Genomic DNA, 13,543 nt, shown 5'->3' on the forward strand with positions numbered 1-13,543 from the left:
GACGTGCTCCATCAGATCACCGGCTCGAATCCGCCGATCCACACCTGCATCGTCGCGACGAGCTCCTCCCAGAGCCCGGTGACGAGCAGCAGGCCGACGGCGACCAGCATGAGACCGCCTGCCCGTGTGATCAGCTGTGAGTGCTTACGCACCGCCTTGAACGTCTCCAGCGCCTTGCGGTAGGCCAGTCCGGCCGCCACGAACGGCAGGCCGAGGCCGAGCGCGTAGGCGAAGGCGAGCAGCGCGCCGCGCCCGGCGCTGCCCTCGGTCATTCCGAGAGTGAGCACGACCCCGAGAGTGGGGCCGATGCAGGGGGTCCAGCCGAGGCCGAAGACCAGGCCGAGCAGCGGCGCTCCGGCGAGACCCGCGGCCGGAAGCCGGTGGATGCGGAAGTCACGCTGCAGGCCGGGGATGACACCCATGAAGGCCAGACCCAGCACGATCGTGAGCGCGCCGAGCACCCGCTTGATGATGTCCGCGTTGTCGAACAGCGCCGCGCCGAGCCCGCCGAAGAGTGCCCCGCCCACCACGAACACCGCGGCGAAACCCAGGACGAACAGCACGATGCCCGCGACCATGCGCCCCCGCTTGGGGTCGGCGCTCATTCCGGTCACGTACGACAGGTAGCCGGGGACCAGCGGCAGCACGCACGGGGACAGGAACGACACCAGACCCGCCGCGACCGCGATCGGCAGTGCCAGCGCGAGCGATCCGCCCGCCACCAGGCCGGCCAGATCAACGCTCATCGGAGGCCCACCGCCGCCTCGGGCTACTTCTCATCGCCGACCTTGGCGACCGCGTCGAAGAGGTCGGTGTATTTGACCGCGCCGAGAGCCCTCGCCGCGATCCGTCCCTGGCGGTCGATGATCAGCGTGGAGGGAATGGCCGCGGGAGGAACCGTGCCCTGGAAGGAGAGCGCGACCTTGCCCGGCTGGTCGAAGATGCTCGGGTAGCCGGTCGCCTGGCTGCGCTCGAAGGCGAGTGCCTCGGCCTTGCGGTCCTTGAAGTCGATGCCGAGAAACTCGACGCCGTCGGCCTTGGTCTTGGCCGCGATGTCCTTGAGCACCGGAGCCTCGGCCCGGCAGGGCGCGCACCACGACGCCCAGAAGTTCAGCACCACGACCTTGCCCTTGTGCGCGGCGAGTGTCGCGGCGTCTCCCGTCAGGGTCTCCCCCTCGACGGCAGGGGCGACCTTGCGGTCGGCTGCCTCGAACAGGGTGATCTTGCCGTCACCGGCCACGAAGCGGGTGTCCCCGGTCTGCGGCTGTGATCCCTGGTTGCCGGCGCATCCGGTCACGGCGAGGAGCAGCGCAGCCGCAGCGGCGGCGGCAGCGGAGTTTGCGCGCATCAGAGGCCAGAATCTCCCTGTACTACAACCGGTAGAGCATTCACTCTATCGGCGGGGTCACGCGCCCGGGACAGTGGGGCGCTTGACGAGCGCAGCCGCGGGTTCGCTGTATCCCACGCTGATCAGCCGGTCTCCCTCGAAGGAGAAACTGGTGAGGCTGGCGAGGCCGCACTGCCTGCGGCGGGGGTCGTGAGGGAGCCGCCTGCCCTCGGCTGCGAGCCGGATGACCCAGATCGGGAGCTGGTGGCTGACCAGGATCGCCTCGTGACCGCGCGCCGTTTCACGCGCGGTGTCGATCGCACCCCTCATCCGCTTGACGATGTCCGCGTACGGCTCTCCCCAGGAGGGGCGGAGCGGGTTCCACATGTGGCGGTAGTGCCGCGGGCTGCGAAAGAGCGCCTCACCCTTGCCGACCGGGACACCCTCGAAGATGTTCAACGCCTCGATGAGCCTGTCGTCGATCGTGACGTCCAGGTGGAAGGTCGAGGCGAACGGGGCCGCTGTCTCCTGTGCCCGCTCAAGCGGGGAGCAGAACAGGGCGGTGACGTCGCGTCCGGCGACCGACTTGGCCACCGTTTCGGCCATCTGTCTGCCGTTCTCTGACAGGTGGTATCCGGGCAGTCTGCCGTACAGGACGTTAGCGGGGTTGTGCACCTCACCGTGACGCAGGAGGTGGACGACGGTGGTCTCAGCCATGGTGTCCGTCAGCCTACCCACAGGTAGAAGCGATGGCTCGTGCAGGTGTGCCACTCCGGCCACTCCAGCCACTTCGCGCGGACGGACCGGGCTCGCGGGCGGTCGCTTCCGCCGCTCCACCCCCTCTGGCCACCGGCGGCACGCGGGGTCACCAGGAAGATCACCAACGACACATGGAGCCACCGGGTGACGATCTCAGCGATCGACCTCGGCGGTCCATCTCGGCGGCCGACCTCGGCGGTCCATTTCAGTAGTCGACCTCGGCGGTCGATCTCAGCGGTCGACGGAGGCGATCCTCAGCGCGTCGACGGCCGCGCGGATCGCCGGGCGGCGGGCCGCGTCACTCCGCCAGAGCGCGTAGATCCTGCGGCTCGGGCGCGGCAGGATCGGGACGACCCTCGCTCCCTCGGGAACGAAGTCACGGCCCAGCCGGGGGATGATCGCGCATCCCTGCCCGGCCGCGACGAGGGCCATCTGGGTCGCGTATTCGTCCACCATGCAGGTGATGACCGGCTCCAACTCGGCCGAGCGCAGGGTGTAGACCAGCCAGTCCCTGCAGACCGTGCCGGGTGTGGAGCTGATCCATCGCTCCGTGGACAGTTCGGCCAGCGCGATCTCGGACCGGCCCGCCAGCGGATGGGACGCGGGCACGACCACGTCGGCGATGTCGTCGAAGAGCGTCGCCCGGGACAATCCCTCGGGGATGGCCACCGGACGGTTCATCCAGTCCTGGATCACCGCGAGGTCGATCTCACCCCTGGCCACCTCGCGGACCAGCCGCTCGGGCTCCCGTTCGTAGAGCTGGAGGTGGAGGTCGGGGTGGCGCTCGCCGAGGTGCACCAGTGCGCCGGGCATCAGCCCCCGGGCCGCCGTGGGGAAGGCTCCGAGGCTCAGCCGTCCGACGACCTCCCCGCGCAACGCCTCGAAGTCGGCCTCCGCGGTCTCCACCAGCGCGAGGATGCGCTCGGCGTGGTCGGCGAGCAACCCGGCCGCGTCGGTCAGCCGCACGCCGCGCCCGTTGCGTTCCAGCAGCGTCGCGCCGATCTCCCGCTCCAGCTTGGCGAGTTGCTGGGAGACCGCGGACGGCGTCACCATGAGCGCGTCGGCCGCCGCGCCCACCGATCCGTAGACGGACACCGCGTGAAGCGCCTTGAGGCGGTTGAGATCCAACATGTAAGCGATTCTAAACGGACAGAGCAAGAAAGTCTTGCTTGTGCTGAATTATCAGTGCAAATGATGATGAAGGATGCGAATCCGGCATCTCTTCCTCGCCATCGGCCTCGCCGCCATCTGGGGTTTCAACTTCGTGGTCATGGAAGTGGGGCTCCGGCACTTCCCGCCCCTGTTCTACGTGGCGCTCCGGTTCGCCTTGGCCGCGTTCCCCGCGCTGCTGTTCGTCGGAGGTCCGGGCGTGCCCTGGAAGCGGGTGTTCGTCGCCGGGGCCACCCTCGGCGTCGGGCAGTACAGTCTGCTGCTCCTGGGCATGCGGGCGGGCATGCCCGCCGGACTGAGCTCGCTCGTCGTCCAGGTCCAGGCGGTCTTCACCGTGATCCTCGCGGTCGTCCTGCTCAAGGAGCGGATCACCGTCCGGCGGATCACTGGCATGGGGGTGGCGTTCGCCGGACTGGCACTGATCGCCGCGGAGCTGAGCGGCGGCCCGATCGGAGCCTTCCTGCTGGTCGTCGGCTCGGCGCTCTGCTGGGGCGCGGGAAACATCGCGGTCAGGAAGGCCGCGCCTCCAAGCTCGCTCCGCTTCATGGTCTGGATGAGCGCGGTGGCGGCCGTGCCCATGATGGGCCTTTCCCTGCTGGTCGAAGGGGTTCCTCACCTGGAGTTCTCGATAGAGGGCACCCTGTCGGTCCTCTACGTCGCACTGATCTCCACCCTCGGCGGCTTCGGCATCTGGGGCTTCCTCCTCCAGCGCTACGACGCCTCGATCGTCGCCCCCTACGCCCTGCTCGTCCCCATCTTCGGCATGTCCTCGGCCGCCCTCGTCCTCGGCGAGCCGATCTCCCCCGCCCAGCTCGCCGCCGGGGCATTGATCCTCTCCGGCGTCCTATACGCCGGTACCCGCCCCCGCCGTGCGATTCGCACCGTCCAGGCTTCTCCTCCGCACGCCAACGATGGAGCAGGGAAGAACGAATCGAGAGCGACAGAGATGATCTGAATGAACACACCGAGCGACAGGGGCGTCGTTACGGTGAACGATGTGAGTGACGCATTCGACCACTGGCCTGCTCCACCCCCGCAGGGATGGACCGCCGATGACCTCGACCGCCTTCCGGCGGGGGGGCCGAACGGTGAGCCCGACTTCTTCGAGCGCGTCGAACTGATCGACGGAGCACTTGTCTTCGCCGCTTCCCAGACACGGTTCCACCAGCGGGTTCTCGCCGGTCTCACGGTCGGCCTGAAAACCCATGCTCCCGAGCACGTCGCCGCCGTCAACCGGATGGACGTCAAGCTCGGACACAGGATGCGGCCCTGCCCCGACGTGCTCGTCGTCGACAAGGTGGCCGCCGATGACGACGACCGCGCCTTCTACACTCCGGACGAAGTGCACCTCGTCGTGGAGGTGGTCTCACCCGAGTCCGAGGACCGCGATCGCAAGACCAAGCCGTCGCGCTACGCCGAGGCCGGCATCACCCACTTCTGGCGGGTGGAGAACAACGACGGCTCTCCCGTCGTCTACGTCTACGAACTCGACCCCGCCACCCGTGTGTACGGCCTCACAGGTATCCACCACGAGCGGCTGACCGTCCCAGTCCCCTTCCCCCTCGACATCGGGCTCGGCAACCTGCCCCGGTAAGTGGACAGGTCACCGAAGAACAACTGAGCCCTGGGGATGGACGGGTTGCCCCGTTAGGAGGCTTGGGCGGCGGCCTTGGCGGCGAGGGGGAGGGCGTCGGCGATGCGGGACAGAGCGTCGTCGTCGTGGGCGGCGGACAGGAACCAGGCCTCGTAGGCCGACGGCGGCAGGTAGACGCCCTGGTCGAGCATCGCGTGGAAGAACGCCCTGTGGGCGGTGACGTTCTGCTTCTGGGCCCCGGCGAAGTCGGTGACCTGGTCCTCGGTGAAGAAGATGGAGAACAGGCTGCCCGCGCGCTGCAGGCGGTGCGGCACACCCGCGGCGGCCAGGGAGTCGGCGACGGCGCGGCCGATGATCAGGGCCGCGGCGTCGACCCGGTCGTAGACCCCCTCGTCGCAGGCGCGCAGGGTGGCGAGGCCGGCGGCGCAGGCCAGCGGGTTACCGGAGAGGGTGCCCGCCTGGTAGACCGGCCCCTCGGGGGCGAGATGGGCCATGACATCGGCGCGCCCGCCGAACGCGGCGGCGGGCAGGCCGCCGCCCATGACCTTGCCGAAGGTCATCAGGTCGGCGTCGACCGGATCCAGCCCGTACCAGCCGGACTCCGACACCCGGAAACCGGTGAGCACCTCATCGATGATCAGCAGGGCTCCGTGCGCGGTGCAGAGTTCGCGCAGCTTGGCGTTGAAACCGTCCAGCGGCGGGACGACGCCCATGTTGGCGGGGCACGCCTCGGTGATCACACAAGCGATCTCGGGACCGAAGGTCTGGAACGCCTCGGTCACCGCCTCGATCGAGTTGTAGGGCAGCACCAGGGTGTCGGCGGCGGAGGCGCCGGTCACGCCGGGGGTGTCGGGCAGGCCGAAGGTGACCACTCCGGATCCGGCCGCGGCAAGCAGGGCGTCCACGTGGCCGTGGTAGCAGCCCGCGAACTTGACGATCTTGGATCGGCCGGTGAAGCCGCGTGCCAGCCGTACCGCGGACATGGTGGCCTCGGTGCCCGAGCTGACCAGACGCACCTTCTCCACCGGGTCCACCAGGGCGACGATCTCCTCCGCGAGCTCGACCTCACCGGGCGTCGCCGTACCGAACGAGGTGCCGTCCCTCAGCGCCTCCTCCAGCGCCTCGATCACGGCCGGGTGCCGGTGCCCGAGGATCATGGGGCCCCAGGAGCAGACCAGGTCCACGTAGCGGTTGCCGTCCACATCGGTGATGTAGGGCCCCTGTCCCGAGACCATGAAGCGAGGCGTGCCACCGACGGCGCCGAAGGCCCGGACCGGAGAGTTGACACCTCCCGGAACGATCTCACGCGCGCGGGCGAACAGGTCCTCGGAGTTCTTAGTACGGCTCACGCCCCCCAGCGTAGTCACGAGGGCGGCCGACCCATTCCACGGGCGAGTGCGGCAAGGCAGCCGTCACCCGGAGGAAAGACTCAGTCCTTCGTCCGTTCACCTTCGTACCGGCCGGGATGCTCCCCATCGCGAGAGCGCTCGCCGCCACGTCTGTTCGTCTTCGTACCGGCCGGGACGCTCCTCGTCACGAGAACGCTCACCACCGCGCGGTCGGCCGGCTCTACGGGGACAGCCGACTCGCTCTGCGGGGACGCTCACCGGCGCGCGGTCGGCCGGCGCCTACTCGCAGGTGTCGGCGAGCCAGTCGAGGACGCGGAGCGGATCCGGCAGCGGGCGGCCGTCCGGGGGACGCAGCCATGAGCCGGGCCGGCCGGTCGGCAGGATCGAGGGCGGGGCGAGGACGTAGCTGTCGCGGCAGTGCCAGCGCAGGCCGGGCATCTCCTCGATGGTCGAGGGGCCGAAGTCGAGGGCACAGGACCACCACTCGTCCTCGTCCTCGGAGGCGTTGCGGGTGGCCACGTAGAAAAGGATCCGGTCGCCGCCGTCGGCGACCGGACCTGATACGGCTCCGGCGGAGTCCATGTTCGCGAGGGCGGTGCGCCCCGCGGCGAGCGGTACGTCGAAGACATCGAAGACCCGGCCCGTGGGGAGGATCACATTCGCCTCGGGCTCGCGCTGCCACCAGTGGGTGAGCTGGGTGGGGTCGGTGGTGGCCTGCATCTGCCAGGCCCGCGAGAGCGGGTGCGCGCCCGGGTCGGGACAGCCGATGCGATCGCACGAGCAGGAGCGGGAACCGCCCCGAAGCGGCCGTGCGCCGGGACAGCTCGCCCAGCCCAGCGCGGCATACTCCAGAACAGAATTGATCATCTGCTTTGGATGAGCATGCCGTCTACTTCGACGAACCAGCGGTACCCCCACCATTGTGTCCTCCGTCATCCGCGCATCCCGCGTGCACCCGGGTGCGAAGACATATCCACATGCTGGTTAATAAGGGACGTCAAACGCCCAGGGTTCACGTCACCTGGGACACATCCGCACCGGTTCTCGCACTCTAACGCACGGACCACATAAGCAGACGGTAAACCCCCTGTTCTCAGCATGTGCCGCACATCTCACCTCAGTTTTCGAGCCACCTCCGTCGCCCAGTAGGTGAGGATCATGTCCGCTCCGGCACGGCGGATGGCAATCAGTGACTCCATGATCACTCGATCCCGGTCGACCCAGCCGTTCGCCGCCGCGGCCTCGACCATCGCGTACTCCCCGCTGACCTGGTAGGCGGCCACCGGCACGTCCACCAGGTCACGCACCTGGCGCAGGATGTCGAGGTAGGCCAGCGCGGGCTTGACCATCACGGCGTCGGCGCCCTCGTCGAGGTCCAGCCGGACCTCGCGCAGCGCCTCTCCAACCGGCCCCGCCCCGTCCTGCTGGTAGGCGTTGCGGTCGCCGAACTGCGGCGCGCACTCGGCGGCCTCGCGGAAGGGGCCGTAGAACGCCGAGGCGTATTTGGCGGAGTAGGCGAGGATCGGGATCTGCTCGAAGCCGTCGCCGTCCAGCGCCGCACGGATCGCGGCGACCTGACCGTCCATCATGCCGCTGGGCGCGATGACCTGCGATCCCGCTCGGGCCTGAGCCACCGCGGCGGCCGCGTAGCGCTCCAGGGTGGCGTCGTTGTCGACCTCGCCGCCGGGCGTCAGGATGCCGCAGTGCCCGTGGTCGGTGAACTCGTCCAGGCAGGTGTCGGTCATCACGACCAGCGTGTCACCCACGTCGGCGACGAGGTCGGCGACGGCCTGCTGGACGATCCCCTTCGGATCGTCGGCCGCCGACCCGCGACCGTCCTTCACCGCGGGGATGCCGAACAGTATCAACCCGCCGACCCCCGCCTCGGCCGCCTCGTGAGCGGCCTTGCGCAGCGAGTCGCGGGTGTGCTGGAACACCCCGGGCATCGAGCCGATCGGGCTCGGCTCGCCGATGCCCTCCTTCACGAACATGGGCAGCACCAGCTCCGCCGGGTGCAATCGGGTGCCGGCGACCATCCGGCGCATCGATGCCGTACGACGGAGTCTGCGGGGCCGTACGGCAGGGAACTGTGCGGTCATGGTGTCTCCCCCTTCCCCCGGCCGGTAGGGGACTGCGGGCCGGAGGACCTCGGTGTCTGTTCCGGTGCGCCGCTTCCGAGGCGGCCACCGTTCGACGCGACGCGTCGCCCAACGTTGCTCCACCGCTCGACGCGGCGAGCCGTCCAACGTGCTCCACCGTTCAGTGCGGCGAGCCCTCCAATGTGCCTAACCGTTCAGTTCGAACCGTCCATCGTGGTGCACCGTCCGGCGCGACGAGCCGTCGAACGTGACTCGCCGTCCACGGCGGCTCGTGACGTCGTGGACGCCTCGTCCGCCGCCGCCGCTCTCGGCGGCCATCACACCAAGGTTACTTGGCGCGGCGCCGGGCTCCCCGCCGGGTCTGCGAGGGCCTGCGGGGAAGATCTCCGGCCGTGACCGCGGCCTGGCGCTGCTTCGCACCATACTCGGCCAGCGCGGCGGCGAGTGCGGAAGCCGATGGTTTGTCGGACATCACGTCGACGCGGAGCCCGAACTCCTCGGCCGTCTTGGCGGTCTGCGGGCCGATCACGGCGATGACCGTGACGTTGTGCGGCTTGCCCGCGATGCCCACCAGGTTGCGGACGGTGCTCGACGAGGTGAACAGCACCGCGTCGAATCCGCCGCCCTTGATGGCCTCACGGGTCGGGGCGGGCGGCGGCGCGGCGCGGACGGTCCGGTAGGCGGTCACGTCGTCGCACTCCCAGCCGAGCTCGGTCAGCCCGGCGACCAGCGTCTCGGTCGCGATGTCGGCGCGCGGCAGCAGCACCCGGTTGATCGGGTCGAGCATCGAGTCGTACGGGGGCCACTCGGCCAGCAGGCCCTCCGACGACTGCTCGCCAGACGGCGTCAGGTCGGGCTTCACACCGAACTGCACCAGTGCCTGCGCGGTGCTCTCGCCCACGGCGGCGACCTTGAGCCCGGCGAACGCGCGGGCGTCCAGGCCGTACTCCTCGAACTTCTCGCGCACGGCCTTCACCGCGTTCGCGCTGGTGAACGCCACCCACTCGTAGCGTCCCGTGACCAGGCCCTTGATCGCCCTGTCCATCTGCTGCGGGGTGCGCGGCGGCTCGACGGAGATCGTGGGGACCTCCTCGGGCACCGCGCCGTAGGACCGCAGCTGCTCGACCAGGCTGGCCGACTGCTCCTTGGTCCTGGGCACGAGCACCCGCCAGCCGAACAGCGGCTTGGTCTCGAACCACGAGAGCCTGTCGCGCATGGCGACGGCCTCGCCGACGACGATCAGTGCCGGCTCCGTCATCCCGGCGTGCTTGAGGTCGGGCCCCACCCTGCCGAGGGTCGTCACCACGGTGTACTGCTCGGTGGTGGTGCCCGCGCTGCTGATCGCGACGGGCGTCGAGTCGGGACGGCCCGCGGCGATCAGTGCCTTGCCGATCACGACGGCCTCGGAGATGCCGTTGTAGATGACCAGGGTGCCCTCACCGGCGGCGTAGGCGGACCAGTCGTCGATCTGGGTCGCGTCCACGACCCGGAACTCCGGCACCGACACCGCCGCGGGGATACCGGCGTAGGTGAGCACCGCCGTCGCCGGGGTCACTCCGGGAACGACCTCGAAGTCCACCTCCGCCTTGGCGCAGGCCGCGACCTCCTCGGTGATCGAGGAGAAGAACATCGGGTCACCCGGGCACAGCCGTATGACGCCGCTGCCGGCCTTGGCCGCCGCGACGATCTTCGGCGAGACGGCTCCCTCCTCCGCGGCATCGATGATCTCGACGTTCTCACGGCAGTGACGCAGCAGCGAGCCGTACGCCTCCTGGTCGAGGATGACGACGTCCGCCCTGGAGAGCAGGTCTGCGCCACGTAACGTGAGCAGACCTTCGTCACCGGGACCCGCGCCCACGAAGGCGACAAACCCGGCCGGGCGCTCGAAAGTGGTACTTCCGGAGCTCAATGTGCTCGCTCCCCTATCAACGTGCCAGCCCCTTCGGCGATCATCTCGGCCGCGAGGTCGCGGCCCAGATCCATGGGCGCCGAACAGGTCCCGGCGGTGGACTTGCGCACCGCACGCTTGCCGTCGACGGCGACGACAGCGGCGGTCAGAATCAATTCTTGCCCGTGATCGGCCGAGTACGCACCCACCGGAGCCGCGCACCCCGCTTCCAGGGCGTTGAGCACCGCGCGCTCGGCGGTCACCGCGGCGCGGGTCCTGGCGTCGTCGAGCACGCTCAGAAGGTCGATGAGGTCGGCCCTGTCGGACCTGCACTCCACGGCCAGCGCGCCCTGCCCGGGGGCGGGGAGCATCTCCTCCACCTCGAAAATCTGGGAGATCTCGGCCTCACGGCCCAGTCGTCCGAGCCCGGCGGCCGCCAGCACGACGCCCTGCAGCTCACCGGAGGTGACCTTGCCGATCCGGGTGTCCGCGTTACCGCGGATGGAGACGTATTCCAGGTCGGGGCGGAGCACGCGGAGCTGGGCGATCCTGCGCGGGGAGCCCGTGCCGACCTTCGCGCCGGACGGCAGGTCGGCCAGCTTCGCCGTACTGATCAGGGCGTCCCTGGGGTCGTCGCGCGGCGGGATCGCCGCGATGACCACGCGCGGGTCCTGCGTGGTGGGCAGGTCCTTCAGCGAGTGGACCGCGAAGTCGATCTCGCCCTCGATCAGCTTGTCGCGCAGCGCGCTGACGAAGACGCCCGTCCCGCCGAGTTGCGTGAGGTCCGCCTTGGTCACATCGCCGAAGGTGGTGACGCCGACGAGCTCGACGGCCCGGCCGGTCAGCTCGGTGAGGCGGGCGGCGACCAGACCCGACTGGGTCCTCGCCATCAGGCTCCGCCTCGTGCCCAACCTGAGCGGAGGAGAAACGCTGTTCACAGGCCCGCCTCTCTCTTGCTCGGCTTGGTGTCGACCGTCTCGACGCGTCTCACCGCGTCTGGCACCTTCGGATCCAGGTTGAACAGCTCACGCAGTGCTTCCGCATAATGATCGCCTGCTGGGGACTCCGCGAGCTGCTTGACACGCACAGTGGGCTCATGGAGCAGTTTGTCGACCACGCGCCTGACGGTCTGGGTGACCTCGTCCCGGACGCGCCCGTCGATCTCGGGAACGCGTGAGACGAGCCGCCCCAGCTCCGCCTCGACCACCTGCGCCGCCTTGCTCCGCAGCGCGACCACCGTGGGGGTCACGCGGGCCGCGCGCTCGGCCGACAGGTAGGCGGAGACCTCGTCGGCGACGATCCCGCGCACCGCGGTGACCGCCTCGGCGAGCCCGCCGTCGTCGGTGGCGGCGACGATCGCGCCGTCCTGCATCGACTCCAGGTTGATGAGGGTCACGCCCGGGAGCCGCCGTACGGCGGGGTCCACGTCATGCGGCAGGGCGAGGTCCAGCAGGAACATCGCCCTGGGCGTCAGCATGTCGGGGGTGATGACCACGTCGGTGGCGCCGGTGCAGGAGATGACCAGGTCGGCCTCGGCCAGCTCCGCCGTCAGATCGCCGAACTCGGCGGCCCGGCCGCCGACCGTCTGCGCCAGCCGTACGGCGCGGTCGTGGGTCCGGTTGATCACCACGATGTCGGTGACGCCGGTCCGCTGCAGGGTCGCGGCCGTCAGGGCGCTCATCGAGCCCGCGCCGACCACCAGGGCCCGCTTGCCCTGGATCGGGCCGAGGGCGCGTTCGGCGAGGGTGAGCCCCACGCCGACCAGCGAGGCGCCCGCCCGGTCGATGCCGGTCTCGGTGTGGGAGCGCTTGCCCACCCGCAGTGACTGCTGGACGAGCTCGTTGAGCGTCGAGCCGACCGTGCCCTCTTCCTGGGCGAGCCTGAGCGCCGAACGCACCTGGCCGAGGATCTGCCCCTCGCCCACGACCATCGAGTCCAGGCCGGAACCGACCGAGAACAGGTGCTCGACGGCCCGGTCCTCGTAGTGCACGTAGAGATGACTCGCGAGCTGCTCCATGGGGACACCCGAATGGGTGCTGAGCAGCTGTGACACGCCGGTCACCGCGGCGTGGAACCGATCCACCTCGGCGTAGATCTCGACCCTGTTGCAGGACGAGACGACCATGGCCTCGGCGACGTGGTCGTCCTGCTGAACGTCGTGGAGCAACTTCACCAGCGCGTCACCGGAGACGGACACGCGCTCCAGCAGGGCCACCGGAGCCGTCCGGTGGCTCAGACCGACGACGAGAACGCTCATCGGCCCTCCCCCGCTCTCCGTGAACGAATGTGGTCTCTCATGCCTGCCGTGCCGGAGACTCCGACGATGTGGGAGATGCTGTGTTCACGTCCACCGGCTCGCTCGCCGTACTCGTTCACAAGTCCACCGCCTCGGGCCACTCCTCGGCCATCGCGGGCCCCCCAGTCATTCGATCCGTTTTGCGCTGCTCGTGGAACGCAAGGATCTGCAATTCAATTGATAGGTCGACTTTACGGATATCGACGCCTTCAGGCACGGCAAGTACGACAGGAGCGAAGTTCAGGATGCTGGTGACCCCCACGGCGATGACCCGCTCGGCCACCTGCTGTGCCGCCGCCGCCGGTGTCGCGAGCACCACGATCGACACTCCCCGCCGCCTGATCACGGCTTCCAGCTCGTCGATGTGCTCCACATTCAATCCCGCTATGTGGTCGCCCACCACTTCGGGGTCGGCGTCGAGGAGCGCCGCGACCCGGAATCCGCGGGAGACGAACCCGCCGTAGTTGGCGAGCGCACGCCCGAGGTTACCCACTCCGACGATGGCCACGGCCCAGTCCTGGGTCAGGCCCAGCTCGCGGGAGATCTGGTAGACGAGGTATTCGACGTCGTAGCCGACCCCGCGGGTGCCGTAGGAACCCAGATGGGAGAGGTCTTTGCGGAGTTTCGCCGAGTTGACGCCCGCGGCGACGGCGAGGTCTTCGGAGCTCACTGTCGCCAGCCCCCGTTCAGCCATGCCGTTCAGGGCTCGCAGATAGAGCGGCAGCCGGGCGACGGTCGCCTCGGGTATGCCACGTTCGCGAGCTTGGGACAGACGGCGAATCACGTGCCGAAGCTCCAGGGGGACAGGCGTCCGGCGCGACCCGGACGCGACGGATGACGAGGTGAGGCCACTGACATCCAGGTTAGTCCCTTTGTGAACCGATGCACAAAGTGAGTATGCACAACATCGGTGGCGATGCCCGTCGAGGCGCAGACCGGATCTTGATGGAGATCCCGGTCAGGTTCTCCATTCCTCCGCTGGTCAGGACGTCGGCCGATGGGCCGGCGCGCCACCTGTCACCGGTGGCCTCCCCGTTCTCCTCGGTTCGGGTCACGGCCCC

13 protein-coding genes are annotated in these 13,543 nt (G+C 69.3%); 2 read left to right on the forward strand and 11 right to left on the reverse strand.

What is annotated here, in order from left to right; all coding sequences use genetic code 11:
• Window positions 1-11: 11 nt before the first annotated feature.
• From CHC08_RS20335 to CHC08_RS20350, 4 genes are all read right to left on the reverse strand, one after another.
• Window positions 12-746, reverse strand: a complete 735-nt coding sequence (locus CHC08_RS20335; RefSeq protein ID WP_089208911.1) for a cytochrome c biogenesis CcdA family protein — start codon at window positions 744-746, stop codon at window positions 12-14.
• Between the two features lie 23 nt (window positions 747-769).
• Complete coding sequence (locus CHC08_RS20340; protein ID WP_089208912.1) at window positions 770-1,348, reverse strand: TlpA family protein disulfide reductase; 579 nt, start codon at window positions 1,346-1,348, stop codon at window positions 770-772.
• A 57-nt stretch (window positions 1,349-1,405) separates the two neighbouring features.
• Window positions 1,406-2,044, reverse strand: a complete 639-nt coding sequence (locus tag CHC08_RS20345) for a histidine phosphatase family protein (protein WP_089209006.1) — start codon at window positions 2,042-2,044, stop codon at window positions 1,406-1,408.
• A 273-nt stretch (window positions 2,045-2,317) separates the two neighbouring features.
• Window positions 2,318-3,217: a LysR family transcriptional regulator gene (locus CHC08_RS20350; protein WP_089208913.1), complete on the reverse strand. Its 900-nt coding sequence runs from the start codon at window positions 3,215-3,217 to the stop codon at window positions 2,318-2,320.
• Window positions 3,218-3,290: 73 nt separating this feature from the next.
• On the opposite strand from CHC08_RS20350, the gene CHC08_RS20355 reads away from it, so the two are divergent.
• Together CHC08_RS20355 and CHC08_RS20360 are read left to right on the forward strand one after the other, a co-directional pair.
• Window positions 3,291-4,211: an EamA family transporter gene (locus CHC08_RS20355; protein ID WP_089208914.1), complete on the forward strand. Its 921-nt coding sequence runs from the start codon at window positions 3,291-3,293 to the stop codon at window positions 4,209-4,211.
• A gap of 42 nt (window positions 4,212-4,253) precedes the next feature.
• Window positions 4,254-4,850: a Uma2 family endonuclease gene (locus CHC08_RS20360; protein ID WP_338055691.1), complete on the forward strand. Its 597-nt coding sequence runs from the start codon at window positions 4,254-4,256 to the stop codon at window positions 4,848-4,850.
• A gap of 53 nt (window positions 4,851-4,903) precedes the next feature.
• Here the strand turns inward: CHC08_RS20360 and hemL are convergent, their stop codons facing one another.
• From hemL to CHC08_RS20395, 7 genes are all read right to left on the reverse strand, one after another.
• Window positions 4,904-6,199 carry a glutamate-1-semialdehyde 2,1-aminomutase gene (hemL, locus tag CHC08_RS20365; protein WP_089208915.1) on the reverse strand — a complete coding sequence of 432 codons (1,296 nt, stop codon included), beginning with the start codon at window positions 6,197-6,199 and terminating at the stop codon, window positions 4,904-4,906.
• A 279-nt stretch (window positions 6,200-6,478) separates the two neighbouring features.
• Window positions 6,479-7,120, reverse strand: coding sequence for a bifunctional DNA primase/polymerase (locus CHC08_RS20370; protein ID WP_089208916.1), 642 nt, complete (start codon window positions 7,118-7,120; stop codon window positions 6,479-6,481).
• Between the two features lie 191 nt (window positions 7,121-7,311).
• Complete coding sequence (gene hemB, locus CHC08_RS20375; protein ID WP_089208917.1) at window positions 7,312-8,298, reverse strand: porphobilinogen synthase; 987 nt, start codon at window positions 8,296-8,298, stop codon at window positions 7,312-7,314.
• A 328-nt stretch (window positions 8,299-8,626) separates the two neighbouring features.
• Window positions 8,627-10,207, reverse strand: a complete 1,581-nt coding sequence (locus CHC08_RS20380) for a bifunctional uroporphyrinogen-III C-methyltransferase/uroporphyrinogen-III synthase (protein ID WP_089208918.1) — start codon at window positions 10,205-10,207, stop codon at window positions 8,627-8,629.
• Window positions 10,204-11,076 carry a hydroxymethylbilane synthase gene (gene hemC / locus CHC08_RS20385; RefSeq protein WP_245878435.1) on the reverse strand — a complete coding sequence of 291 codons (873 nt, stop codon included), beginning with the start codon at window positions 11,074-11,076 and terminating at the stop codon, window positions 10,204-10,206. Before hemC ends, CHC08_RS20380 begins: the two co-directional genes overlap by 4 nt.
• A gap of 44 nt (window positions 11,077-11,120) precedes the next feature.
• Window positions 11,121-12,443: a glutamyl-tRNA reductase gene (locus tag CHC08_RS20390; protein WP_089208920.1), complete on the reverse strand. Its 1,323-nt coding sequence runs from the start codon at window positions 12,441-12,443 to the stop codon at window positions 11,121-11,123.
• Between the two features lie 115 nt (window positions 12,444-12,558).
• Window positions 12,559-13,266 carry a redox-sensing transcriptional repressor Rex gene (locus CHC08_RS20395; protein WP_089208921.1) on the reverse strand — a complete coding sequence of 236 codons (708 nt, stop codon included), beginning with the start codon at window positions 13,264-13,266 and terminating at the stop codon, window positions 12,559-12,561.
• Between the last annotated feature and the right edge of the window lie 277 nt (window positions 13,267-13,543).

It is taken from the genome of Streptosporangium subroseum (assembly GCF_900188345.1).
GTDB lineage: Bacteria > Actinomycetota > Actinomycetes > Streptosporangiales > Streptosporangiaceae > Streptosporangium > Streptosporangium subroseum.

Excerpts from the sequence above, each read along its gene's own strand:
- CHC08_RS20355 (WP_089208914.1), top strand. The coding sequence starts at position 3,291 with ATGCGAATCCGGCATCTCTTCCTCGCCATCGGCCTCGCCGCCATCTGG.
- CHC08_RS20340 (WP_089208912.1), bottom strand. The coding sequence starts at position 1,348 with ATGCGCGCAAACTCCGCTGCCGCCGCCGCTGCGGCTGCGCTGCTCCTC.
- CHC08_RS20390 (WP_089208920.1), bottom strand. The coding sequence starts at position 12,443 with ATGAGCGTTCTCGTCGTCGGTCTGAGCCACCGGACGGCTCCGGTGGCC.
- CHC08_RS20350 (WP_089208913.1), bottom strand. The coding sequence starts at position 3,217 with ATGTTGGATCTCAACCGCCTCAAGGCGCTTCACGCGGTGTCCGTCTAC.
- CHC08_RS20345 (WP_089209006.1), bottom strand. The coding sequence starts at position 2,044 with ATGGCTGAGACCACCGTCGTCCACCTCCTGCGTCACGGTGAGGTGCAC.
- hemC (WP_245878435.1), bottom strand. The coding sequence starts at position 11,076 with ATGGCGAGGACCCAGTCGGGTCTGGTCGCCGCCCGCCTCACCGAGCTG.
- hemB (WP_089208917.1), bottom strand. The coding sequence starts at position 8,298 with ATGACCGCACAGTTCCCTGCCGTACGGCCCCGCAGACTCCGTCGTACG.
- CHC08_RS20335 (WP_089208911.1), bottom strand. The coding sequence starts at position 746 with ATGAGCGTTGATCTGGCCGGCCTGGTGGCGGGCGGATCGCTCGCGCTG.
- CHC08_RS20370 (WP_089208916.1), bottom strand. The coding sequence starts at position 7,120 with ATGGTGGGGGTACCGCTGGTTCGTCGAAGTAGACGGCATGCTCATCCA.